Below are 14955 nucleotides of genomic sequence, written 5' to 3'. Positions count from 1 at the left end.
GCCGCAGCCTTTACAGCATGTACTGGCGGTTCTCCAGGTAGCGCATGTTTTTCAAGGTGTCGGGCGCGCCGCAGCCGGGGCAGGGCGCCGCGCGCTGCGCCGTATCTGTAGCGCGATGATGCTCGTGGCCACAGGCGATGCAATGCCAGACGTCGGGAAAACACGCTGGCAGCGCGGCTTGCGGCAGCCGGCATAGCGCCGCAAACTGGCGCGTCAGCAGCCGCACATAGGCCTCCCGGCCAAGGCGGTTGATGTCCTCGGCGGCGATCTGCCGGCGTTGGTCGTGCCAGTGCACGGCGCCGTCGTAATCCGACAGGTCATTCCATGGCAGCATCAGATGGTAGCCGCAGTCATTATCGATTGCGTGCAGCCGGGCGACGCCGTCGTCCAGACCCACTCTGCCGTCCAGTATCTGCTCGCAGGTTTGCGCCCAATGGTCGCGCGTGGCCTGGTATTCGTCCTGTGGCACGCGCAGGCCGAGTTGCTGTGCGCAAAGCAAAAAATAGCGCTCCACCTCGCGCGCATCGGGTGCTTGCTCGAAGGCAAAGCTGGCCATCTCGGCGATTTCGGGCAGCATGCAGCCTTGTTCCAACAGCGCGTCGGCCCAGCCGATATAGTCGGCCGTTTGCAGCTCGCCGTGCAGGCGGCGGTACATCAGTTCGACGAAAGTATCAGACCGCATGCAGGCGCCTCGTTGCCAGCTTGGGTGCCAGCGCCGGCGCCAAGGCGGGAGCCATCTGCCTGGCCAGCTCCAGGAAAGCATTGGTGGCCGGCGTATTCTGGCGCCGGTCGCGCACGGCCAGGCCCACCTTGCGCAGTACGGGTGGGTCCAGGGGCAGGGCGAGCAGCTCCGGATACTGGCTGGCCAGGCGCTGCGGCAGCGCCATTTCGGCCACGATGGACACGCCCGTGCCACGGCTGACCATGTCGAAAATCGTGATCATCTGGCTGATATGGTAGGGTACGTCGGGTTTCAGCCGGGCGTCGGCGAACAGTGGCTCGATCAGCGCCGCGCAACCGGCTTCGGACATGATGAACGGGTCCGCGCACAGCTGCGCCAGCGTGACGCTGGCGTTGCCGGCGAGGGCGTGACTGCGCGGCAGCAGCGCCATCATCTGGTCTTCCACCAGCGGCAGCGTATCGAAGCGCTGGTCGGGCAGTACCACGAAACCCACGTCGACCCGGCGCTCGCGCAGCCATTGCACCACTTCATGGTCGGCGCCCTCGTCAATGCGCAGCTCGATACCAGGGTAGCGCTGTTTGAACTGTGCGGTAATCGCTGGCAGCAAATTAAGCGACGAGGTGGCTCCAAACGAGCCGATGCGCAATGACCCCTGGCGCTTGCCCAGGACATCAGCCGCTTCCTGGCGCATCGCTTCGGACAGGCCGAGGATTTCGCGAGTGCGCAGCAGCAGCTGGCGGCCCACTTCTGTCAGCTCGGCCGACGCTTGGTGGCGCACGATCAGGTCCACCCCCATCTCTTTTTCCAGCGCCTTTAAGGCATGCGAGACGGCCGACTGGCTGATGCCCAGCTGCATGGCAGCGGCCGAAAAGCCGCGCAGCTCGGCCACCAGGGTAAAAATTTCCAGTTGCGTGAAGGTCATCAAAGGTCCGCTGCAGGGTATGAGTAATTACTCATTATTTCATGAGCCGCTATTAACATTAATATATAGGCACACAATCCGCCGCACAAGCGGCATTACAGGACTATTCATGCGCACCATCGCCATTCCGACGTTTGCCAGCCAGTCGCCACTGGTTTATATCAAACTGATTTTCGTCGCCCTGTTCTGGGGCGGCACGTTTATTGCGGGGCGGGTACTGGCCCAGCAGATGCCTTTGATGACCGCCGCCAGCGGGCGCTTCTTTGTTGCCGTGCTGCTGCTGGTGCTGCTGGCCTGGAAATTCGAAGGCGGCCTGCCCCGCCTGGACCGCAAGCAACTGGCGACGACCGCCGCGCTGGGGCTGACTGGCATCTTCCTGTACAACCTGTGCTTTTTAGCCGCCTTGTCGCGCATGCCGGCCGGGCGCACGGCGCTGTTTGTTGCACTGAACCCTATCGTCACGGCGCTGGCCTCGGCCCTGCTGTTTCGCGAGCGCCTGGGGACCATCAAGTGGCTGGGCATCATGCTGGCGTTTTGCGGCACGGCCATCGTGATCACGCGCGGCGACCTGGTCGGCCTGCTGCACGGCAATGGCGGCGGCATAGGCGCAGGCGAGATATACATGTTCTGCGGCATTTCCAGCTGGGCCGCCTACACCCTGATCGGGCGCGTGGCGCTCAAGGGCCTGAGCCCGGTGGCCGCCACGACCTATGCCGCCATGTGGGGCCTGGCCTTTTTGCTGGTCGGTGCGGCGTTTGAATTTGCCAGCGTTCCATGGCGCAGCTTGGGCTGGCAGGTGTGGACCGCCATCGGCTACCTGGGCGTGTTCGGCACGGTGATCGGTTTTGTCTGGTATTACGAGGGCGTGAAAGCGATCGGCCCATCGCGCACGGCCGTGTTCAACAATCTGGTGCCGGTTTTCGGCATCGTGCTGGCGGCAGGTTTGCTGGGCGAGCCGGTGCTGGCGTCGATGCTGGTGGGCGGGGCGGTGACGATAGCCGGCGTTATCATGACCAACCGGCAAAGCAAATAAAAGGACCTGCCCCGAAGCTATGGCCATGCCCGCATGGCTGCATGGCCAACTGCCAGCAACCTGTCCTGCGTCGCACCATCGCGGGCCAGGGTCGACATGCCCTGGATCACGGCCATGATCATGGCCGCCAGGCTGTCGGCGTCGGTATCGTCCGGCAGTGCCTGCTGCTCGATCGAGGTGAGGATTTTTGCGCGCAGGCGCGCCTCGATGGCGCGTCTTATCGCCGCCAGCTCCAGCCTGACGTCGTTTGCCGAATCCGAGCAACTGATCGCCGAACTGGCCAACAGGCAGCCGGGTGGCGTGTCCTTGCCGGTAAAACCGATGGCCGCAACGCGCAGCAGCTCGCACGCCGCTGCACGTGCCGATGGTGCTTCGTCGATGATGCTGTCCGACGTGACGGGGCCTGACAGGTACAGGCCGATGGCATCGAGAAACAGCCCTTTCTTGTCCCCGAATGCCGAATATACGCTCGACGGCTTGACGCCGAGGGCTGCCGTGATGTCATTGAGCGAGGTGGCCTCGTAGCCATGCTGCCAGAACAGCAGCATGGCTTTTTGCAAGGCCTCCTGGCGATCGAACGACAGTGGCCGTCCTTTTTTCTTGATGGTCTCGTGCATATAGTTTAGTGATCGATAGGAAATGTCTTGTGGTGCCTGGAGAACTCGAGTACTATTTTCCTATCAATCACTCGGAAAGTAAAGCCATGCCCATGACAGACTATCGTACCCTCGGCCGTTCGGGCCTGGTTGTCAGCCCGTTTTGCCTCGGTACCATGACTTTCGGCACTGCACGCTGGGGTTCCGGCGAAGCGCAGTCGCACGAGGTATTCGACGCCTTTCTTGATGCGGGTGGCAATTTCATCGATACCGCCGACGTCTATGCCAGTGGCGCCAGCGAAGAAATGCTGGGCAAATTCATGGGCGGCGAGGGCAGCGCTTTGCGCCAGCGCATGGTGCTGTCCACCAAATCGGGTTTTGCCAACGGCCAGGGGCCGCATGCCGGCGGCAATGGCGCCAGGCATATCCTTGCTTCGCTCGACGCATCATTGCGCCGGCTGCGTACCGGCCATGTTGACCTCTACTGGATACATGTGTGGGACTCGGTCACGCCGGCTGAGGAGTTGCTGGAAACCATGGCTGCCTTGGTTCGCTCGGGAAAAATTCGTTACTGGGGCATGTCGAACACGCCAGCCTGGTATATTGCCAAGATCGCTACCCTGGCAGCCCTGCGCGGCATGCCGGGTCCGATTGCGCTGCAGTATTTTTACTCATTGGCCAACCGCGATATCGAGGATGAATTCATGCCCTTGGCGGCGGAGTTCGGGATGGGCATCGTGCCGTGGAGTCCGCTGGCGTTCGGCCTGCTGACAGGAAAATACGATCGCGCCACTGTTGAAAGCGCCTCGCCGCGACCTGCCGGCTTGCCGCGCGATGCCGCGCCAGCGGGACTGGAACGGCCGGACGCAGACAAGCGCCTTGATGGCGCCAATCCATTTGGCGATACATTATTTACTGAGCGAAATTGGGCCATCCTGGACACGCTCAGGCAAGTGTCCATTGACAGCGGCTACAGCCAGGCGCAGATCGCACTGGCCTGGGTGACTGCGCGCCCGGGAGTGGCGGCGACACTGATGGGTGTGAGCCGCGCAGGGCAGCTTGCCGACAATGTTGCCGCGGTCGATATCGTGTTGTCACCACAGCATCGTGAGGCGCTCGACACTGTCAGCATGCCCGAACAAAAAATGCTGTACAGCTTGTTCAAGCCCTTGCTGCGCCAGCATGCGGTATTTGGCGGTAGTTCCGTCCGCCAGGTTTAACGAGCGTGGCGGCGCTTCGATGGCTTGGCCGGCGCTTTTTTATGCCGGCTCGCCTTGGCGCGCATCACTGTCGGTTCGGCGACGCCGTTTTCGGCCGCCAGCATGCGGCGGATATTGACGGCGTCCATGGCACGTACGGAATTGGCGCGTGCGTTGAGCAAAATCATGGTGGCGAACTTGCCGGCCGACTTGATGCGCATGATCAGGCAGCGGCCCGCTTCATTGGTAAAGCCGGTTTTCGACAGGCCGATATCCCAGCCCTTGGCGCCCACCAGGCGGTTCGTGTTGTGGTATTCCACATCGCGCCCCTTGATCTGGATGACGTCTTTCGAATCGGTGGTGATGCGGCTGATTTCCGGGTAGCGCGAGGCGGCCACGGCCATCTTGACCAGATCGGCAGCGGTCGACTGGTTGTTCGGCGACAGGCCGGTCGGCTCTTCGATCACGGTCTGGCGCATGCCCAGGGCCTTGATCTTGGCGTTGACGGCCACCGCGAAGGCGGTCGGGCCACCTGGATAGGTGCGCGCCAGCGATGCGGCGGCGCGGTTGTCGGACGACATCAGCGCCAGTTGCAGCACATCGTGGCGGCTCAGGGTGGCGCCGACCGGCACGCGCGAGGTGCTGTGTTTCAGCGTATCGACGTCGTTTTGATCGATCAGGATCTCTTCCTTCATATTGGCCTTGGAGTCGAGCACGACCATGGCCGTCATCAACTTGGTCAGGGACGCGATGGGCACGACCACGTTGGCGTTTTTTTCAAGCAGGACTTTACCCGTGCCGTCTTCGACGACCAGAATGGACTGGGAACCGAAGGGCACGGCGATGGCCGCAGTCGATAGCGTCATCAGCACGGCGGCGAAGATTTTTTTCAGCATGGGACTTTGTATGGGACAGCAGTTTCGGGGCGCCACGGGCGGGCGTTGCGCGCAGAGGTTGATGTTCGTGAAATGAACAATGTCTCTGGGGCAATATTTGCCAAGCATAGACGATACCATCAAAAAGCAGGCAATGTCTATGCTACACGGTTTCGTCAAGCCCATTTTGGACCAATTGTGCAAAATAAATGACGGACTATTGCCAGAGTGAAAATTCTCGTGGCGTATTGATTTCATTTCGGAAACTTCGTACTATTTCAGCAATTCCGGCGGACTCTTGTGGCGTTTTCGTCGTTGATGCCCGCCGCTTCGTGCTTCGTCGCCCGCCGCTTTGCCTGCAAAGGTCGCCGCCGTAGACTGCGTTCATGTTTGAATCACGGGCCACGGAGAAAGCAGCATGTTGAAAAAATACAGGGACTGGTATCGCAGCATCGATGACGAATCGCTGCTGGTGCTGAAACATCCGGAGATGGCGGCGCAGGTCCAGGGGCGCCTGCGCCGCTGCGTGGCCCGCAACCTGGCAACACTGACGCCGATCGAACGCCAGCAATTGCATGACTTCCTGCTCAAGTACCGTGGTGCCGGCTTTTTTATTGCTGCCTTCAAGCTGATGCTGTTGTTCAGCGCGATCGGCGTCGTATTGCACCTGCTGCTGCCAGCCAGGTTTGAATTACTCAAGGCTGTGCTCTTCAGCAACGGCATGGGCTTTGCGCTGGCATGGGGCCTGGTAGGCGTGTGGTTCAATTACCGCAGTTCCGTGCGGGGCAAGTTCAAGAAGTTGCTGCTGGTGGTGTCGATGTGCATGGCTGGTGTGGTGACGGGCGTGCTGCTCGCTGGCCTCAGCGATACCGGTTCCATGGGCATGGCCTTTGAGCGCCTGATGCGCGTTGGTGGCGTCGCCTTGCTGGTGGCGGTGGTGTTTTACATGGTGCCGCTGGCCATCGTCACCACCTGGCGCAACCGCCAGTACGAAGCGCTGACCCGGCAGTTGCAGCAGGATGCCGAGCGCGACCGCCTGGCGCGCGAACTGAGCGAATCACAGTTGCGCCTGCTGCGCGCCCAGATCGAGCCGCATTTCCTGTTCAATACCCTGGGCGCGGTGCAGCAACTTGCCGAGCAGGGTGCCCCCCGCGCCGCCGAGCTGACGGCCGACCTGATTGCGTTTCTGCGTGCCAGCCTGGCCGAGATGCGCAGCGAGCAAGTCGCTTTGCAGAGCGAGTTCGACATGGTGGCTGCGTATTTGCGCGTGATGCAGGCGCGCATGGGTACCCGGCTGCGCTATGCGCTGGACTTGCCGGCCGAATTTGCACAAATGACGATACCCAGCATGATCTTGCTGACCCTGGCCGAGAACGCCATCAAGCACGGCATCGAGCCGTCCTTGCGTGGCGGCGAGATCACCATCTCGGCGCAGCAAGTGGACAGCATGCTGCGCCTGCGTGTGCACGATACGGGCATGGGCTTGCCGCAATGTACTACCAACCAAGTACCGGACGGCGGCCTGGGCCTGGAAAACGTGCGCAGCCGGCTGCGCTTGTCCGACCCGTCCGCCAGCTTGAACCTGCATGACGGCGAAGAGGGCGGCGTGATCGCCGACATATTGCTGCCCATCAAAACTGCACCCAGCCTGAAAGAAAGCACCGCATGAACACCACCATCCTGATTGCCGAAGACGAGCCGCTGATGCGCGAACGCCTGCAAACCATGCTGGCCCAAGCCTGGCCTGAAGCGCGCATTGTGCTGGTGGCCGAAAATGGCAACGACGCCTGGGATGGTTTCCTGGAACACGAGCCAGACGTGGTGTTTCTCGATATCCGCATGCCAGGCCTGTCCGGTCTCGAAGTGGCGCAGCGCATCGGCAAGCGGGCCCACGTGGTGTTCGTCACCGCCTACGACCAGTATGCGGTCGACGCATTTGACGCCGGCGCCGTCGACTACCTGTTGAAGCCGGTACAGGCCGAGCGCCTGCAACGGGCGCTGTCGCGCTTGCGCGAAAAACTCGGTGCCCAGCCGGCTGACATGGCCGACCTGCTGCAATCGCTGCGCGCCGCGCTGCCGGCGCCACCACGTGAAAAAATGAAATGGATCAGGGCCAGCGTGGGCAAGCAGATCCGCCTGATCGACATCGACGAGGTGCTGTTCTTCCAGGCCGACACGAAATACACGCGCGTGGTGCTGGCCGGCTCGGAAGCTCTGGTGCGCACACCCTTGAAAGACCTGCTCGGCGGCCTGGACCCCGACCAATTCTGGCAAATCCACCGTGGCACCATGGTCAACGTCAAAGCCATCGAAGCGGCCGAACGCATCGACGCCGAACGGATGCAGGTGCTGGTCAAGGGCAGCACGGAAAAGCTGCCGGTGAGCAGGACTTTTACTTATCTGTTCCGGGAATAGGCGCCTTGAAACGCCAACGCCCCGCACTTGGCGGGGCGTTGCAATGGATTGGCGTGCAACTACTGAATCTTCGCAATCGACACTTCGGTCGACTTGACCAGCGCGATCACTTCGCTGCCCACCTTCAGGTCCAGGTCCTTGATGGAGCGCGTGGTGATGACCGAGGTGACGATGCCGTGCGGGGTTTCCACGTCGACTTCGGAGACGACCGAGCCTTCGATGATTTCCTTGATCTTGCCGCGAAACTGGTTACGTACGTTGATTTCCGAGATAGCCATGATCTGTCCTTTTGCTGGTGGAGACGCCGGTTGGCGCGACAGGGACAGAGTAAGGCTAGGCGGGCGGCTTGCAAACGAATCGATCCGCATACCCATATGCGAAAAATCGCCTGGGCATTGTTGTCAGGCGATTTTTCTATATTTGGCAGGGCGGGCCTGGGCTGATTATTTCTGGTAGATCTTGTCGAACTCACCGCCGTCATCAAAGTGTTTCTTTTGTGCTTGTTTCCAGCCGCCGAACACCTCGTCGACCGTGAACAGGCTGATCGGCTTGAAGCTGGCCGCGTATTTCTTGGCAACGGTGGCCGAGCGTGGGCGCAGGAAGTGTTTGGCTGCCAGTTCCTGGCCTGGTTCCGAATACAGGTATTGCAGGTAGGCGGTAGCTTCCTTGCGGATGCCGCGGCGGTCGACGACTTTATCGACCACGGCCACGGGCGACTCGGCCAGGATAGACACGCTCGGGTAGACCACTTCGAAGTTGTCGCCGAATTCCTTGCGTACCAGTTGCACTTCGTTTTCAAACGTCACCAGCACGTCGCCGATTTCACGCTGGGTGAAGGTGGTGGTGGCGCCACGGCCGCCGCCGTCCAGCACCGGCACGTTCTTGAACAGGCGCGTCACCAGGTCGCGCGCCTGCGCTTCGGTGCCGCCTTTTTTCACGGCATAGCCCCAGGCCGCCAGGTAGGTGTAGCGGCCGTTGCCCGAGGTCTTGGGATTCGGCACGATCACCTTGATGCCGGGCTTGGCCAGGTCGTCCCAGTCCTTGATCTGTTTCGGATTGCCCTTGCGCACCAGGTACACCATGGTCGAATAGAAGGGCGCGGCATTGTTCGGGAATTTCTTGGCCCAGTCGGTCACCACCAGGCCACGGTCGGCCAGCAGGTCGATGTCATTGGCCTGGTTCATGGTGACGACCGACGCTTCCAGGCCATCGGCGACCGAGCGTGCCTGCTTGCTCGAACCACCGTGCGATTGCTTGATGGTGATGGTTTCACCGGTCTTTTTTTGCCATTCGGCGATAAAGGCCGGGTTGACGTCCTTGAACAGTTCGCGCATCACGTCGTACGACACGTTCAGCAATACCACCGGTTCGGCGGCGCTGGCCGCCATCGGCAAGCCCATGCCCATCGCGCTGACGGCCATGGCACTGGCCAGGAACCAGCGGCGCGTACGCGCAGCAAGGGGCGATGCAGCGAACGGCAAGGCGGCATTTTGTCTGGACATGTTTTTCTCGTGTTGTGATTGCAGACGGACATAGTCTAAAATTCTGGCCGAAAAGGAAACGAACTTTTCGTAATATGCTTAGATGCCTTCAAGAAAACGGATATCGAAGGTTGAAAATATTCGTGGGCCAAGCCGTCGCCAGCGTTTAGCCTGAAACGGTCCGCCGTCGTTAGAGCCGGCTGGCGCTGCTGAGCGAAAAAAACGGATCGCGTCGCTTGGTGTATAGTCGGAATCGCGCGCTGCAGGGGTGATACCGCCTGTATCGGCAACCGTAATAATTTGTGAGTATCCATGAGTCTTGAAATTCGTATTGCAACTTCGGCCGACGCTGTCGACGCGTGCACGGTATTGCGGCGTTCCATCGTCGAATGCTGCGCGCCCGACCACCGGCATGATCCGGCCATCCTGGAAGCCTGGCTGGGCAATAAAACACCGCAGATGGTGGCGTGCTGGTTCACCTCGCCCAACAATTTTGCGCTGGTCGCCGTCGACGCGGGCGTGGTCGTTGGCGTGGCGCTGCTGACGCGCGCCGGCAAGCTGGCCCTGTGCTATTTGCTGCCCGAAGCGCAGCGCCGCGGCGCTGGCACGGCCTTGGTGGAACAACTGGAAACGCAGGCGAAGTTGTGGGGCATCAAGGCGCTGCAACTGCACAGCACCACCAGTGGCCAGGCGTTCTTTGTCAAACAGGGATATACCGAAGCAGGCAATGTGCGTTCGCCGTATGGCGTGGAAACGATATTCTGCTGGAAGGCGCTCGATCCTTCCTGCCTGGTGGCGGGGGACCCTCAGGTTGACCCCAAGCGCAAGCGTTTTTGCAACTGCAATGGCGCCTGAGTTTTTCTACGCGCCGTGAGTAGCTTGCTGAAGTCAACTGTCCTGCATATTGAAAAGCGCAAGGCGAAGAACCTGAAGATGGCGGGCCAGAGACGCGAGCCCGAGAAAATGCCGATGGCGGCGACTGGTATTTTAATTCTTTCTAGTAGCTGATCTGTATATATACGGCGCCCTTGGGCGCTGATTCCTGCAGCAGCGCGCCACCCGCAAACACTTTCAATTCGCCCGGGGCAAACGCTGTCCACGCTTCATTTTCCGTCAACGGATGGGTGGCGATGACGGCGATGCGGTCGTCGAGATGGTTGTGCTGGCGGAAGTCGATGCTGCGTTCGCAGTCGATCAGATGCGCCACGGAAAACGGGTATTCGCGTATCACGTAATGCAGATGCGTCGAGCAATGGGCGTACAGCAGTTCGCCGTCGGACAAGATGAAATTGAACGTGCCGTTGCTGGCGATCTGCGCTGCGATGTCGGTAATGGCTGTGCGCAAGGCCGCGCGAGCCGGCTCGCCGTCGGGAAAGCGCGTGTGCAGTGCGGCCAACAGATGGCAGAAGGCCTGCTCGCTGTCGGTGTCGCCCTCGGCGTGGTAATCGTCGTGCTGCGGCGCGTCCCAGGCCTTCAGTTCACCATTGTGGGCGAATGACCAGGTCTTGCCCCATAAAGTGCGTGCAAACGGATGGGTGTTTTCCGGCGCGATGCGGCCATGCGTGGCCTTGCGGATATGGGCAACGATATTGCGCGCCTTGACCGGTTTTTCGTGCAGCTGCCTGGCCAGCGGCGAATCGATGGCGGCCAGGTGGTCGGTCAGCAGGGTGCAGCCTTCGCTTGAATGAAAAGCGATGCCCCAGCCATCGCGATGCTCGCCCGTGCGTCCGCCCCGTTCCGCAAAGCCGGCAAAGGAAAAACCCAGGGCCGCGGGCTTGCTGCTGTTCATGGCGAGTAACTGGCACATTGCTGATTCCTCCTGCTGATATCGGTACGGGACCACAGTAAGGGCTGCACGCCCGGGCGGAAAGGATTTTTTCCGCATATGCATATGCCGTTCCACTGTTGATACGCTTATCTGTTCCGCGCATATCAAATGGCGAAAGCATTCGTTCGCGTTTGCGCGGCGCTGCCTTAACCTGCATGCCTGGTCGCCGGGCCTCGCCAGGTGGCAGACGGTGTAGGCCTATATCAAGGAGTCAGCATGCCATTTCCCTTCCTCAACAATTATCTGGCCCGTTTGTCGCACCAGACGCAGGCGGGTACCAGTGGCTGGCTGGACGAGGAGGGCAGGGCCCTGGGCCGCTTTTTCAACTGCAGCGTGACTAGCGCCTTCCAGCCGCTGCGCGAGCTGGCAAGCGGCAAAGTGCTGGCGTTTGAAGGCCTGGCGCGCAGCGTGTCGAAGGCCGATGCAGGGCTGTCGCTGTGGCGGCTGCTCGACCACGCGGCCAGCGACGACGAATCGGTGGAGCTCGATCGCCTGTGCCGCATGCTGCATGCAATCAACTTTTTCCGCCAGCCCGAGGCCGGGCAGGCCGATCTGTACCTGAGCGTGCACGACCGCCTGCTCAGTGCGGTGAGCAGCAACCATGGTCACGCCTTCCAGCGCATACTCGACGCGCTGGGCCTGCCAATAGAGCGTATCGTGCTGCAACTGCCCACCGTCACCGCCAACCAGGGCTGGCTGTTGAACTATGTGGCCGACAATTACCGCCGCAACGGCTTTCGCCTGGCGATCAATGCCAACAGCGTCAACGAAGCGTTCGGCCTGCTGGAGCGCCTGCGTCCGCACAGTTTCAAGCTCGACGCAGGCAACCTCAGCGATGAAACTGCGGTCGCTGATTTCCTCACCCTGTGCCATGCGGCAAAGATACGCGTGGTCTTCAAGCGCCTCGACACGCCGGCCGCACTGCAGGCGCTGCAGCGTATCGCCGAGACCACGGGCCTGCCGCTCGTGGCCCAAGGCTATCTGCTGGACAAGCCCTTGAGCAAGCTGGCCGTGGTCGACGCGAGCGAATTGCGCACCGCCACGGCCGCCTGATGCGTTACAGAATGGAAAATAGCGTGAAATGATGGCCAGCACGATAGCGTGAGGGTTTTTCTTCGGGGCACAATACGCTATAGTATTCCCCATCGTTTTATCGGGGATGGACTATGGCAACGCGCAGGAATTTTCTACAACATGGCATGAACCTTGCCGCCATCGGGATGGTGGCCGCGCCGCTGATCGGTTGCGCTTCGCGCACCGAAAAACCGGCCATGGCGTCGGCCGGCGCCAAGCCGCGCCCGCCGAAGACCGGCGTGCCAGCGCAGCCGCAGTCGCAGCAGCTGGCCAGCGTCGACCGTTCGATCACCACGCCGCGCGGTGCGCAGATCACTGAAATGGCGCCGCCGCCCGATATTTTCGATGCGCAGATCCTCGACCTGGATTTCTGGCTCAAGCCGCGCACGCTGGAAGTGGTGCGCCCGGCCAGCAATGAAAAAGCCCGGCTGCTGTACTGGAAAGATGGCCAGATCATCGATTCGGCCTATCAGGAACTGTGCCATCTGCTGCGCGACGTGAATGGCAAGAAGACGACAGCGATCGATCCCAAGCTGTTTGAAACGCTGTGGGGCACGCAGGCGTTTATCGCCCGCTATGGCATCGAGCAGCCGCTGGAAATTTTGTCCGGCTATCGCACGGCCGAATCGAACAGCAAGCTGCGCGAGGCAGGCGTGCCCGCCGCACGCCAGTCGCTGCATATTTCAGGCAAGGCGGCCGATATCCGCGTCGCCAACCTGAACTCGGAAGTGCTCGGTTCGCTGGTGCGCAGCTTCAAGCAGGGCGGCGTCGGTTTCTATTATCGCGCCGGTCCGCGCGGCGGCTGGATCCATGCCGATACGGGCTTGCAGCGCACCTGGAAAGGTTGATGGCTGGCGCGGCGCGGCTGGCGCCTGCGCGATGAAACTGTCCAGTCATCATATCGAACTGTTCCTGGCCGTGGTCGATGGCGGTTCGTTTTCCGGCGCCGCGCGCGCCCTGCGGCGCTCGCCTTCGGCTGTCAGCATGGCGGTTGCCCACCTTGAAGCCGAACTGGGCGTTTCCTTGTTTGAGCGCGGCGCACGCATCGCCGTGCCGACCGCGGCTGCGATCGCGCTGCTACCGCACGCGCGCCTGGTGGCCGAGCAGTTGAGGCAACTGCACCTGCATGTGCAGCAATTGTCGCAGGGCCTGGAGAGCCGCATTTCGCTGGGCATTGCAGCCGAACTCGACCATGCGCCTTTCCTGCGCGCCGTGCAGGCCCTGTCGCAGCGCCACCCGCTCCTTGATATTGAGGTCTTGACCGCACCGCAGGATGATGTGCTGGACCTGCTGCACCGGGGCCGCATCAGCGCCTGCATGGCCTTTGGCGGCGGGCGCATCAATCATGCGGAACAATTCCAGCTGGTGGGCAGCGACGCCTTGCTGGCGATTATTTCTACGCAGCATACGCCGGGCGAGGCGGCGCGCGCCGTGTATATCGAGGAACTGGTCAACCTGCGCCAGATCATCGTTGCCAGCCGCGAGCTGGAACTGGCCGACGCGCGCCCGGTGGTGGGCCTGTCTCACTGGCGCACCGACAGCCTGCCGATGGCGCTGGCCATGGTGGAGGCGGGCCTGGGCTGGGGCAACTTTGCGCAGGCGGCGATTGCGCCCTCGCTGGCGGCGGGGCGGGTGCGCCGCCTGGCCTTCAAGAATACCGGCAACGGCCTGGCGCTGCCGATCCACCTGGTGTGGATGAAGGATCGGCCGCTCGGTGTGGCGGCGCGAACCTTTCTTCAACTGCTGGCCGAAGCGCCCTGAATCGCAGCTGGCTGTTCTGGTTGCTGCGCCGACAGCGGCACGCCGAACAGGCCATCAAACACATAATTGAACACGAAGCTGTAGCAGGGAATGATCAGCATCAGCGCAAAATCGAGCACGAAGGCGTCCCACAGGCTGATGTTCAACCACCAGGCGATCAGCGGGATCAGGTAGACCACGAGGGTGATCTGGAAGCCGATCGCATGCACGATACGGCGCCACACGGTGCGTGTGCGCGACACCTGCCGGATTTCCCAATATTCAAACGCCGTGTTGTAGAGCAGGTTCCAGATCACGGCGATGCTGGTGATCATCAGGGCCAGCGGCCCGGTGCTGGTGGGCGCTTCGCCCGACAATAAAGTGAGCCACGCGGTGGAAATGGTCATGCCGATGATTTCAAAGGCGGTGACGTAGACGATTTTTCGTTTTATACCTTGCATATATTGCCTTCCTGATGAACTGGCAAGCATGATAGGTCAGTCGTGCTGATATTAAAAGTTGATAGCTGTCAGTTTTATTGATGGCTGTCCATGCTGGCGTGAACAGGGGATAATGATGGCTGGCGAACAAAGTGTTACGCCGCATCACCGCAAAGAAGGCAAACATGCAAGGCGCATCAGACAAGGCAGCAGAGCACGCAGCAGACAACCAAACCGACAGCACGGTAACCGACGAGATCCTGGCGCGCCCCCGTTTCCGGCCCCGCCCCTGGGAGCACTTGGAAACGCCATATGACGTGGAAGTGTGGATCGAGGAGCACAACCGCAGCATGCAGGACAATATCGGCACGCAGGAAACTGGCGTGGGCATCTGCTTCACGCTGGCCGAAGGTGGCGACATCTATATGCAAACCAGTGCCGACGGCGCTGTGGTGCTCGACGTGAGGCCCGATGCAGCCTGGGTGGCGCCGCTGATCAGCGCTGCCACCGGTTGTGAAACACCGGATTCGTCGTTGTGGATTTTGCCTGACGACAAGCTGATCCAGCTGATTGTAGGGCTGTCCAGCCTGGTGGCATCCACCTTGATGGTGGTCGGGCATGATTTCGGGCTGCGCCGGCGCCGTGCCGGCTTTTAACTGCACGTGAACGC

Annotated in this window: 17 protein-coding genes; 9 read left to right on the top strand and 8 right to left on the bottom strand. The window is 61.2% G+C overall.

Features of this window, described 5'->3' with window-relative positions; all coding sequences use genetic code 11:
• Positions 1–10 precede the first annotated feature (10 nt).
• Positions 11–682, bottom strand: coding sequence for a hypothetical protein (locus ACQ4WM_RS02445; protein WP_436545127.1), 672 nt, complete (start codon positions 680–682; stop codon positions 11–13).
• Complete coding sequence (locus ACQ4WM_RS02440) at positions 672–1604, bottom strand: LysR family transcriptional regulator (protein ID WP_436545126.1); 933 nt, start codon at positions 1602–1604, stop codon at positions 672–674. Before ACQ4WM_RS02440 ends, ACQ4WM_RS02445 begins: the two co-directional genes overlap by 11 nt.
• A 109-nt stretch (positions 1605–1713) precedes the next feature.
• Here ACQ4WM_RS02440 and ACQ4WM_RS02435 point away from each other — a divergent pair, with 109 nt between their 5' ends.
• Positions 1714–2637, top strand: a complete 924-nt coding sequence (locus ACQ4WM_RS02435; RefSeq protein ID WP_436545125.1) for a DMT family transporter — start codon at positions 1714–1716, stop codon at positions 2635–2637.
• A gap of 17 nt (positions 2638–2654) precedes the next feature.
• On the opposite strand, the gene ACQ4WM_RS02430 is transcribed toward ACQ4WM_RS02435, so the two are convergent.
• Entirely contained in the window at positions 2655–3254 is a 600-nt protein-coding gene (locus tag ACQ4WM_RS02430) for a TetR/AcrR family transcriptional regulator (protein ID WP_436545124.1), read from the bottom strand.
• Positions 3255–3346: 92 nt separating this feature from the next.
• Here ACQ4WM_RS02430 and ACQ4WM_RS02425 point away from each other — a divergent pair, with 92 nt between their 5' ends.
• Positions 3347–4453, top strand: a complete 1107-nt coding sequence (locus ACQ4WM_RS02425) for an aldo/keto reductase (RefSeq protein ID WP_436545123.1) — start codon at positions 3347–3349, stop codon at positions 4451–4453.
• Here the strand turns inward: ACQ4WM_RS02425 and ACQ4WM_RS02420 are convergent.
• Positions 4450–5328 (bottom strand): serine hydrolase, encoded by an 879-nt coding sequence (locus ACQ4WM_RS02420; RefSeq protein ID WP_436545122.1) that lies wholly within the window; start codon positions 5326–5328, stop codon positions 4450–4452. The genes ACQ4WM_RS02425 and ACQ4WM_RS02420 overlap by 4 nt on opposite strands.
• Before the next feature lie 397 nt (positions 5329–5725).
• Here ACQ4WM_RS02420 and ACQ4WM_RS02415 point away from each other — a divergent pair, with 397 nt between their 5' ends.
• Both ACQ4WM_RS02415 and ACQ4WM_RS02410 read left to right on the top strand, forming a co-directional pair.
• Complete coding sequence (locus tag ACQ4WM_RS02415; protein WP_436545121.1) at positions 5726–6976, top strand: sensor histidine kinase; 1251 nt, start codon at positions 5726–5728, stop codon at positions 6974–6976.
• Positions 6973–7722, top strand: a complete 750-nt coding sequence (locus tag ACQ4WM_RS02410) for a LytR/AlgR family response regulator transcription factor (RefSeq protein WP_436545120.1) — start codon at positions 6973–6975, stop codon at positions 7720–7722. The genes ACQ4WM_RS02415 and ACQ4WM_RS02410 overlap by 4 nt, the downstream gene beginning before the upstream one ends.
• A gap of 59 nt (positions 7723–7781) precedes the next feature.
• Here the strand turns inward: ACQ4WM_RS02410 and ACQ4WM_RS02405 are convergent, their stop codons facing one another.
• Together ACQ4WM_RS02405 and ACQ4WM_RS02400 are read right to left on the bottom strand one after the other, a co-directional pair.
• Positions 7782–8000 (bottom strand): TOBE domain-containing protein, encoded by a 219-nt coding sequence (locus tag ACQ4WM_RS02405; protein WP_436545119.1) that lies wholly within the window; start codon positions 7998–8000, stop codon positions 7782–7784.
• Positions 8001–8165: 165 nt separating this feature from the next.
• Positions 8166–9143 carry a sulfate ABC transporter substrate-binding protein gene (locus ACQ4WM_RS02400; RefSeq protein ID WP_436546188.1) on the bottom strand — a complete coding sequence of 326 codons (978 nt, stop codon included), beginning with the start codon at positions 9141–9143 and terminating at the stop codon, positions 8166–8168.
• A gap of 372 nt (positions 9144–9515) precedes the next feature.
• Here ACQ4WM_RS02400 and ACQ4WM_RS02395 point away from each other — a divergent pair, with 372 nt between their 5' ends.
• Positions 9516–10058 carry a GNAT family N-acetyltransferase gene (locus tag ACQ4WM_RS02395; RefSeq protein WP_436545118.1) on the top strand — a complete coding sequence of 181 codons (543 nt, stop codon included), beginning with the start codon at positions 9516–9518 and terminating at the stop codon, positions 10056–10058.
• Between the two features lie 142 nt (positions 10059–10200).
• On the opposite strand, the gene ACQ4WM_RS02390 is transcribed toward ACQ4WM_RS02395, so the two are convergent.
• Positions 10201–11010, bottom strand: coding sequence for a class II glutamine amidotransferase (locus ACQ4WM_RS02390; RefSeq protein ID WP_436545117.1), 810 nt, complete (start codon positions 11008–11010; stop codon positions 10201–10203).
• 237 nt (positions 11011–11247) lie between these two features.
• On the opposite strand from ACQ4WM_RS02390, the gene ACQ4WM_RS02385 reads away from it, so the two are divergent.
• The 3 genes from ACQ4WM_RS02385 (at position 11248) to ACQ4WM_RS02375 (ending at position 13866) form a co-directional block, all read left to right on the top strand.
• The gene (locus ACQ4WM_RS02385; protein ID WP_436545116.1) at positions 11248–12084 is read left to right on the top strand and encodes an EAL domain-containing protein; all 837 of its coding nucleotides are present in this window, start codon (positions 11248–11250) and stop codon (positions 12082–12084) included.
• A 146-nt stretch (positions 12085–12230) separates the two neighbouring features.
• Positions 12231–12953 carry a YcbK family protein gene (locus ACQ4WM_RS02380; RefSeq protein WP_436545115.1) on the top strand — a complete coding sequence of 241 codons (723 nt, stop codon included), beginning with the start codon at positions 12231–12233 and terminating at the stop codon, positions 12951–12953.
• Between the two features lie 31 nt (positions 12954–12984).
• Positions 12985–13866 (top strand): LysR family transcriptional regulator, encoded by an 882-nt coding sequence (locus tag ACQ4WM_RS02375; protein ID WP_436545114.1) that lies wholly within the window; start codon positions 12985–12987, stop codon positions 13864–13866.
• Here ACQ4WM_RS02375 and ACQ4WM_RS02370 read toward each other — a convergent pair.
• A complete protein-coding gene (locus ACQ4WM_RS02370; protein ID WP_436545113.1) occupies positions 13842–14306 on the bottom strand; it encodes a PACE efflux transporter in 465 nt (154 codons plus the stop codon). The genes ACQ4WM_RS02375 and ACQ4WM_RS02370 overlap by 25 nt on opposite strands.
• A 164-nt stretch (positions 14307–14470) precedes the next feature.
• On the opposite strand from ACQ4WM_RS02370, the gene ACQ4WM_RS02365 reads away from it, so the two are divergent.
• The gene (locus tag ACQ4WM_RS02365) at positions 14471–14941 is read left to right on the top strand and encodes a hypothetical protein (protein WP_436545112.1); all 471 of its coding nucleotides are present in this window, start codon (positions 14471–14473) and stop codon (positions 14939–14941) included.
• Positions 14942–14955 lie beyond the last annotated feature (14 nt).

It is taken from the genome of Janthinobacterium longum, from assembly GCF_051380735.1.
In the GTDB taxonomy this organism is placed as follows: Bacteria; Pseudomonadota; Gammaproteobacteria; order Burkholderiales; family Burkholderiaceae_D; genus Janthinobacterium.
This window is presented reverse-complemented; position numbering and strand designations above follow the sequence as displayed.

Bases quoted from the DNA above. Each gene is read 5' to 3' on its own strand.
- ACQ4WM_RS02420 (WP_436545122.1), bottom strand. From the start codon at position 5,328: ATGCTGAAAAAAATCTTCGCCGCCGTGCTGATGACGCTATCGACTGCG.
- ACQ4WM_RS02410 (WP_436545120.1), top strand. From the start codon at position 6,973: ATGAACACCACCATCCTGATTGCCGAAGACGAGCCGCTGATGCGCGAA.
- ACQ4WM_RS02445 (WP_436545127.1), bottom strand. From the start codon at position 682: ATGCGGTCTGATACTTTCGTCGAACTGATGTACCGCCGCCTGCACGGC.
- ACQ4WM_RS02435 (WP_436545125.1), top strand. From the start codon at position 1,714: ATGCGCACCATCGCCATTCCGACGTTTGCCAGCCAGTCGCCACTGGTT.
- ACQ4WM_RS02380 (WP_436545115.1), top strand. From the start codon at position 12,231: ATGAACCTTGCCGCCATCGGGATGGTGGCCGCGCCGCTGATCGGTTGC.
- ACQ4WM_RS02375 (WP_436545114.1), top strand. From the start codon at position 12,985: ATGAAACTGTCCAGTCATCATATCGAACTGTTCCTGGCCGTGGTCGAT.
- ACQ4WM_RS02395 (WP_436545118.1), top strand. From the start codon at position 9,516: ATGAGTCTTGAAATTCGTATTGCAACTTCGGCCGACGCTGTCGACGCG.
- ACQ4WM_RS02440 (WP_436545126.1), bottom strand. From the start codon at position 1,604: ATGACCTTCACGCAACTGGAAATTTTTACCCTGGTGGCCGAGCTGCGC.
- ACQ4WM_RS02405 (WP_436545119.1), bottom strand. From the start codon at position 8,000: ATGGCTATCTCGGAAATCAACGTACGTAACCAGTTTCGCGGCAAGATC.
- ACQ4WM_RS02385 (WP_436545116.1), top strand. From the start codon at position 11,248: ATGCCATTTCCCTTCCTCAACAATTATCTGGCCCGTTTGTCGCACCAG.
- ACQ4WM_RS02390 (WP_436545117.1), bottom strand. From the start codon at position 11,010: ATGTGCCAGTTACTCGCCATGAACAGCAGCAAGCCCGCGGCCCTGGGT.
- ACQ4WM_RS02370 (WP_436545113.1), bottom strand. From the start codon at position 14,306: ATGCAAGGTATAAAACGAAAAATCGTCTACGTCACCGCCTTTGAAATC.
- ACQ4WM_RS02365 (WP_436545112.1), top strand. From the start codon at position 14,471: ATGCAAGGCGCATCAGACAAGGCAGCAGAGCACGCAGCAGACAACCAA.
- ACQ4WM_RS02430 (WP_436545124.1), bottom strand. From the start codon at position 3,254: ATGCACGAGACCATCAAGAAAAAAGGACGGCCACTGTCGTTCGATCGC.
- ACQ4WM_RS02400 (WP_436546188.1), bottom strand. From the start codon at position 9,143: ATGGCCGTCAGCGCGATGGGCATGGGCTTGCCGATGGCGGCCAGCGCC.
- ACQ4WM_RS02425 (WP_436545123.1), top strand. From the start codon at position 3,347: ATGACAGACTATCGTACCCTCGGCCGTTCGGGCCTGGTTGTCAGCCCG.
- ACQ4WM_RS02415 (WP_436545121.1), top strand. From the start codon at position 5,726: ATGTTGAAAAAATACAGGGACTGGTATCGCAGCATCGATGACGAATCG.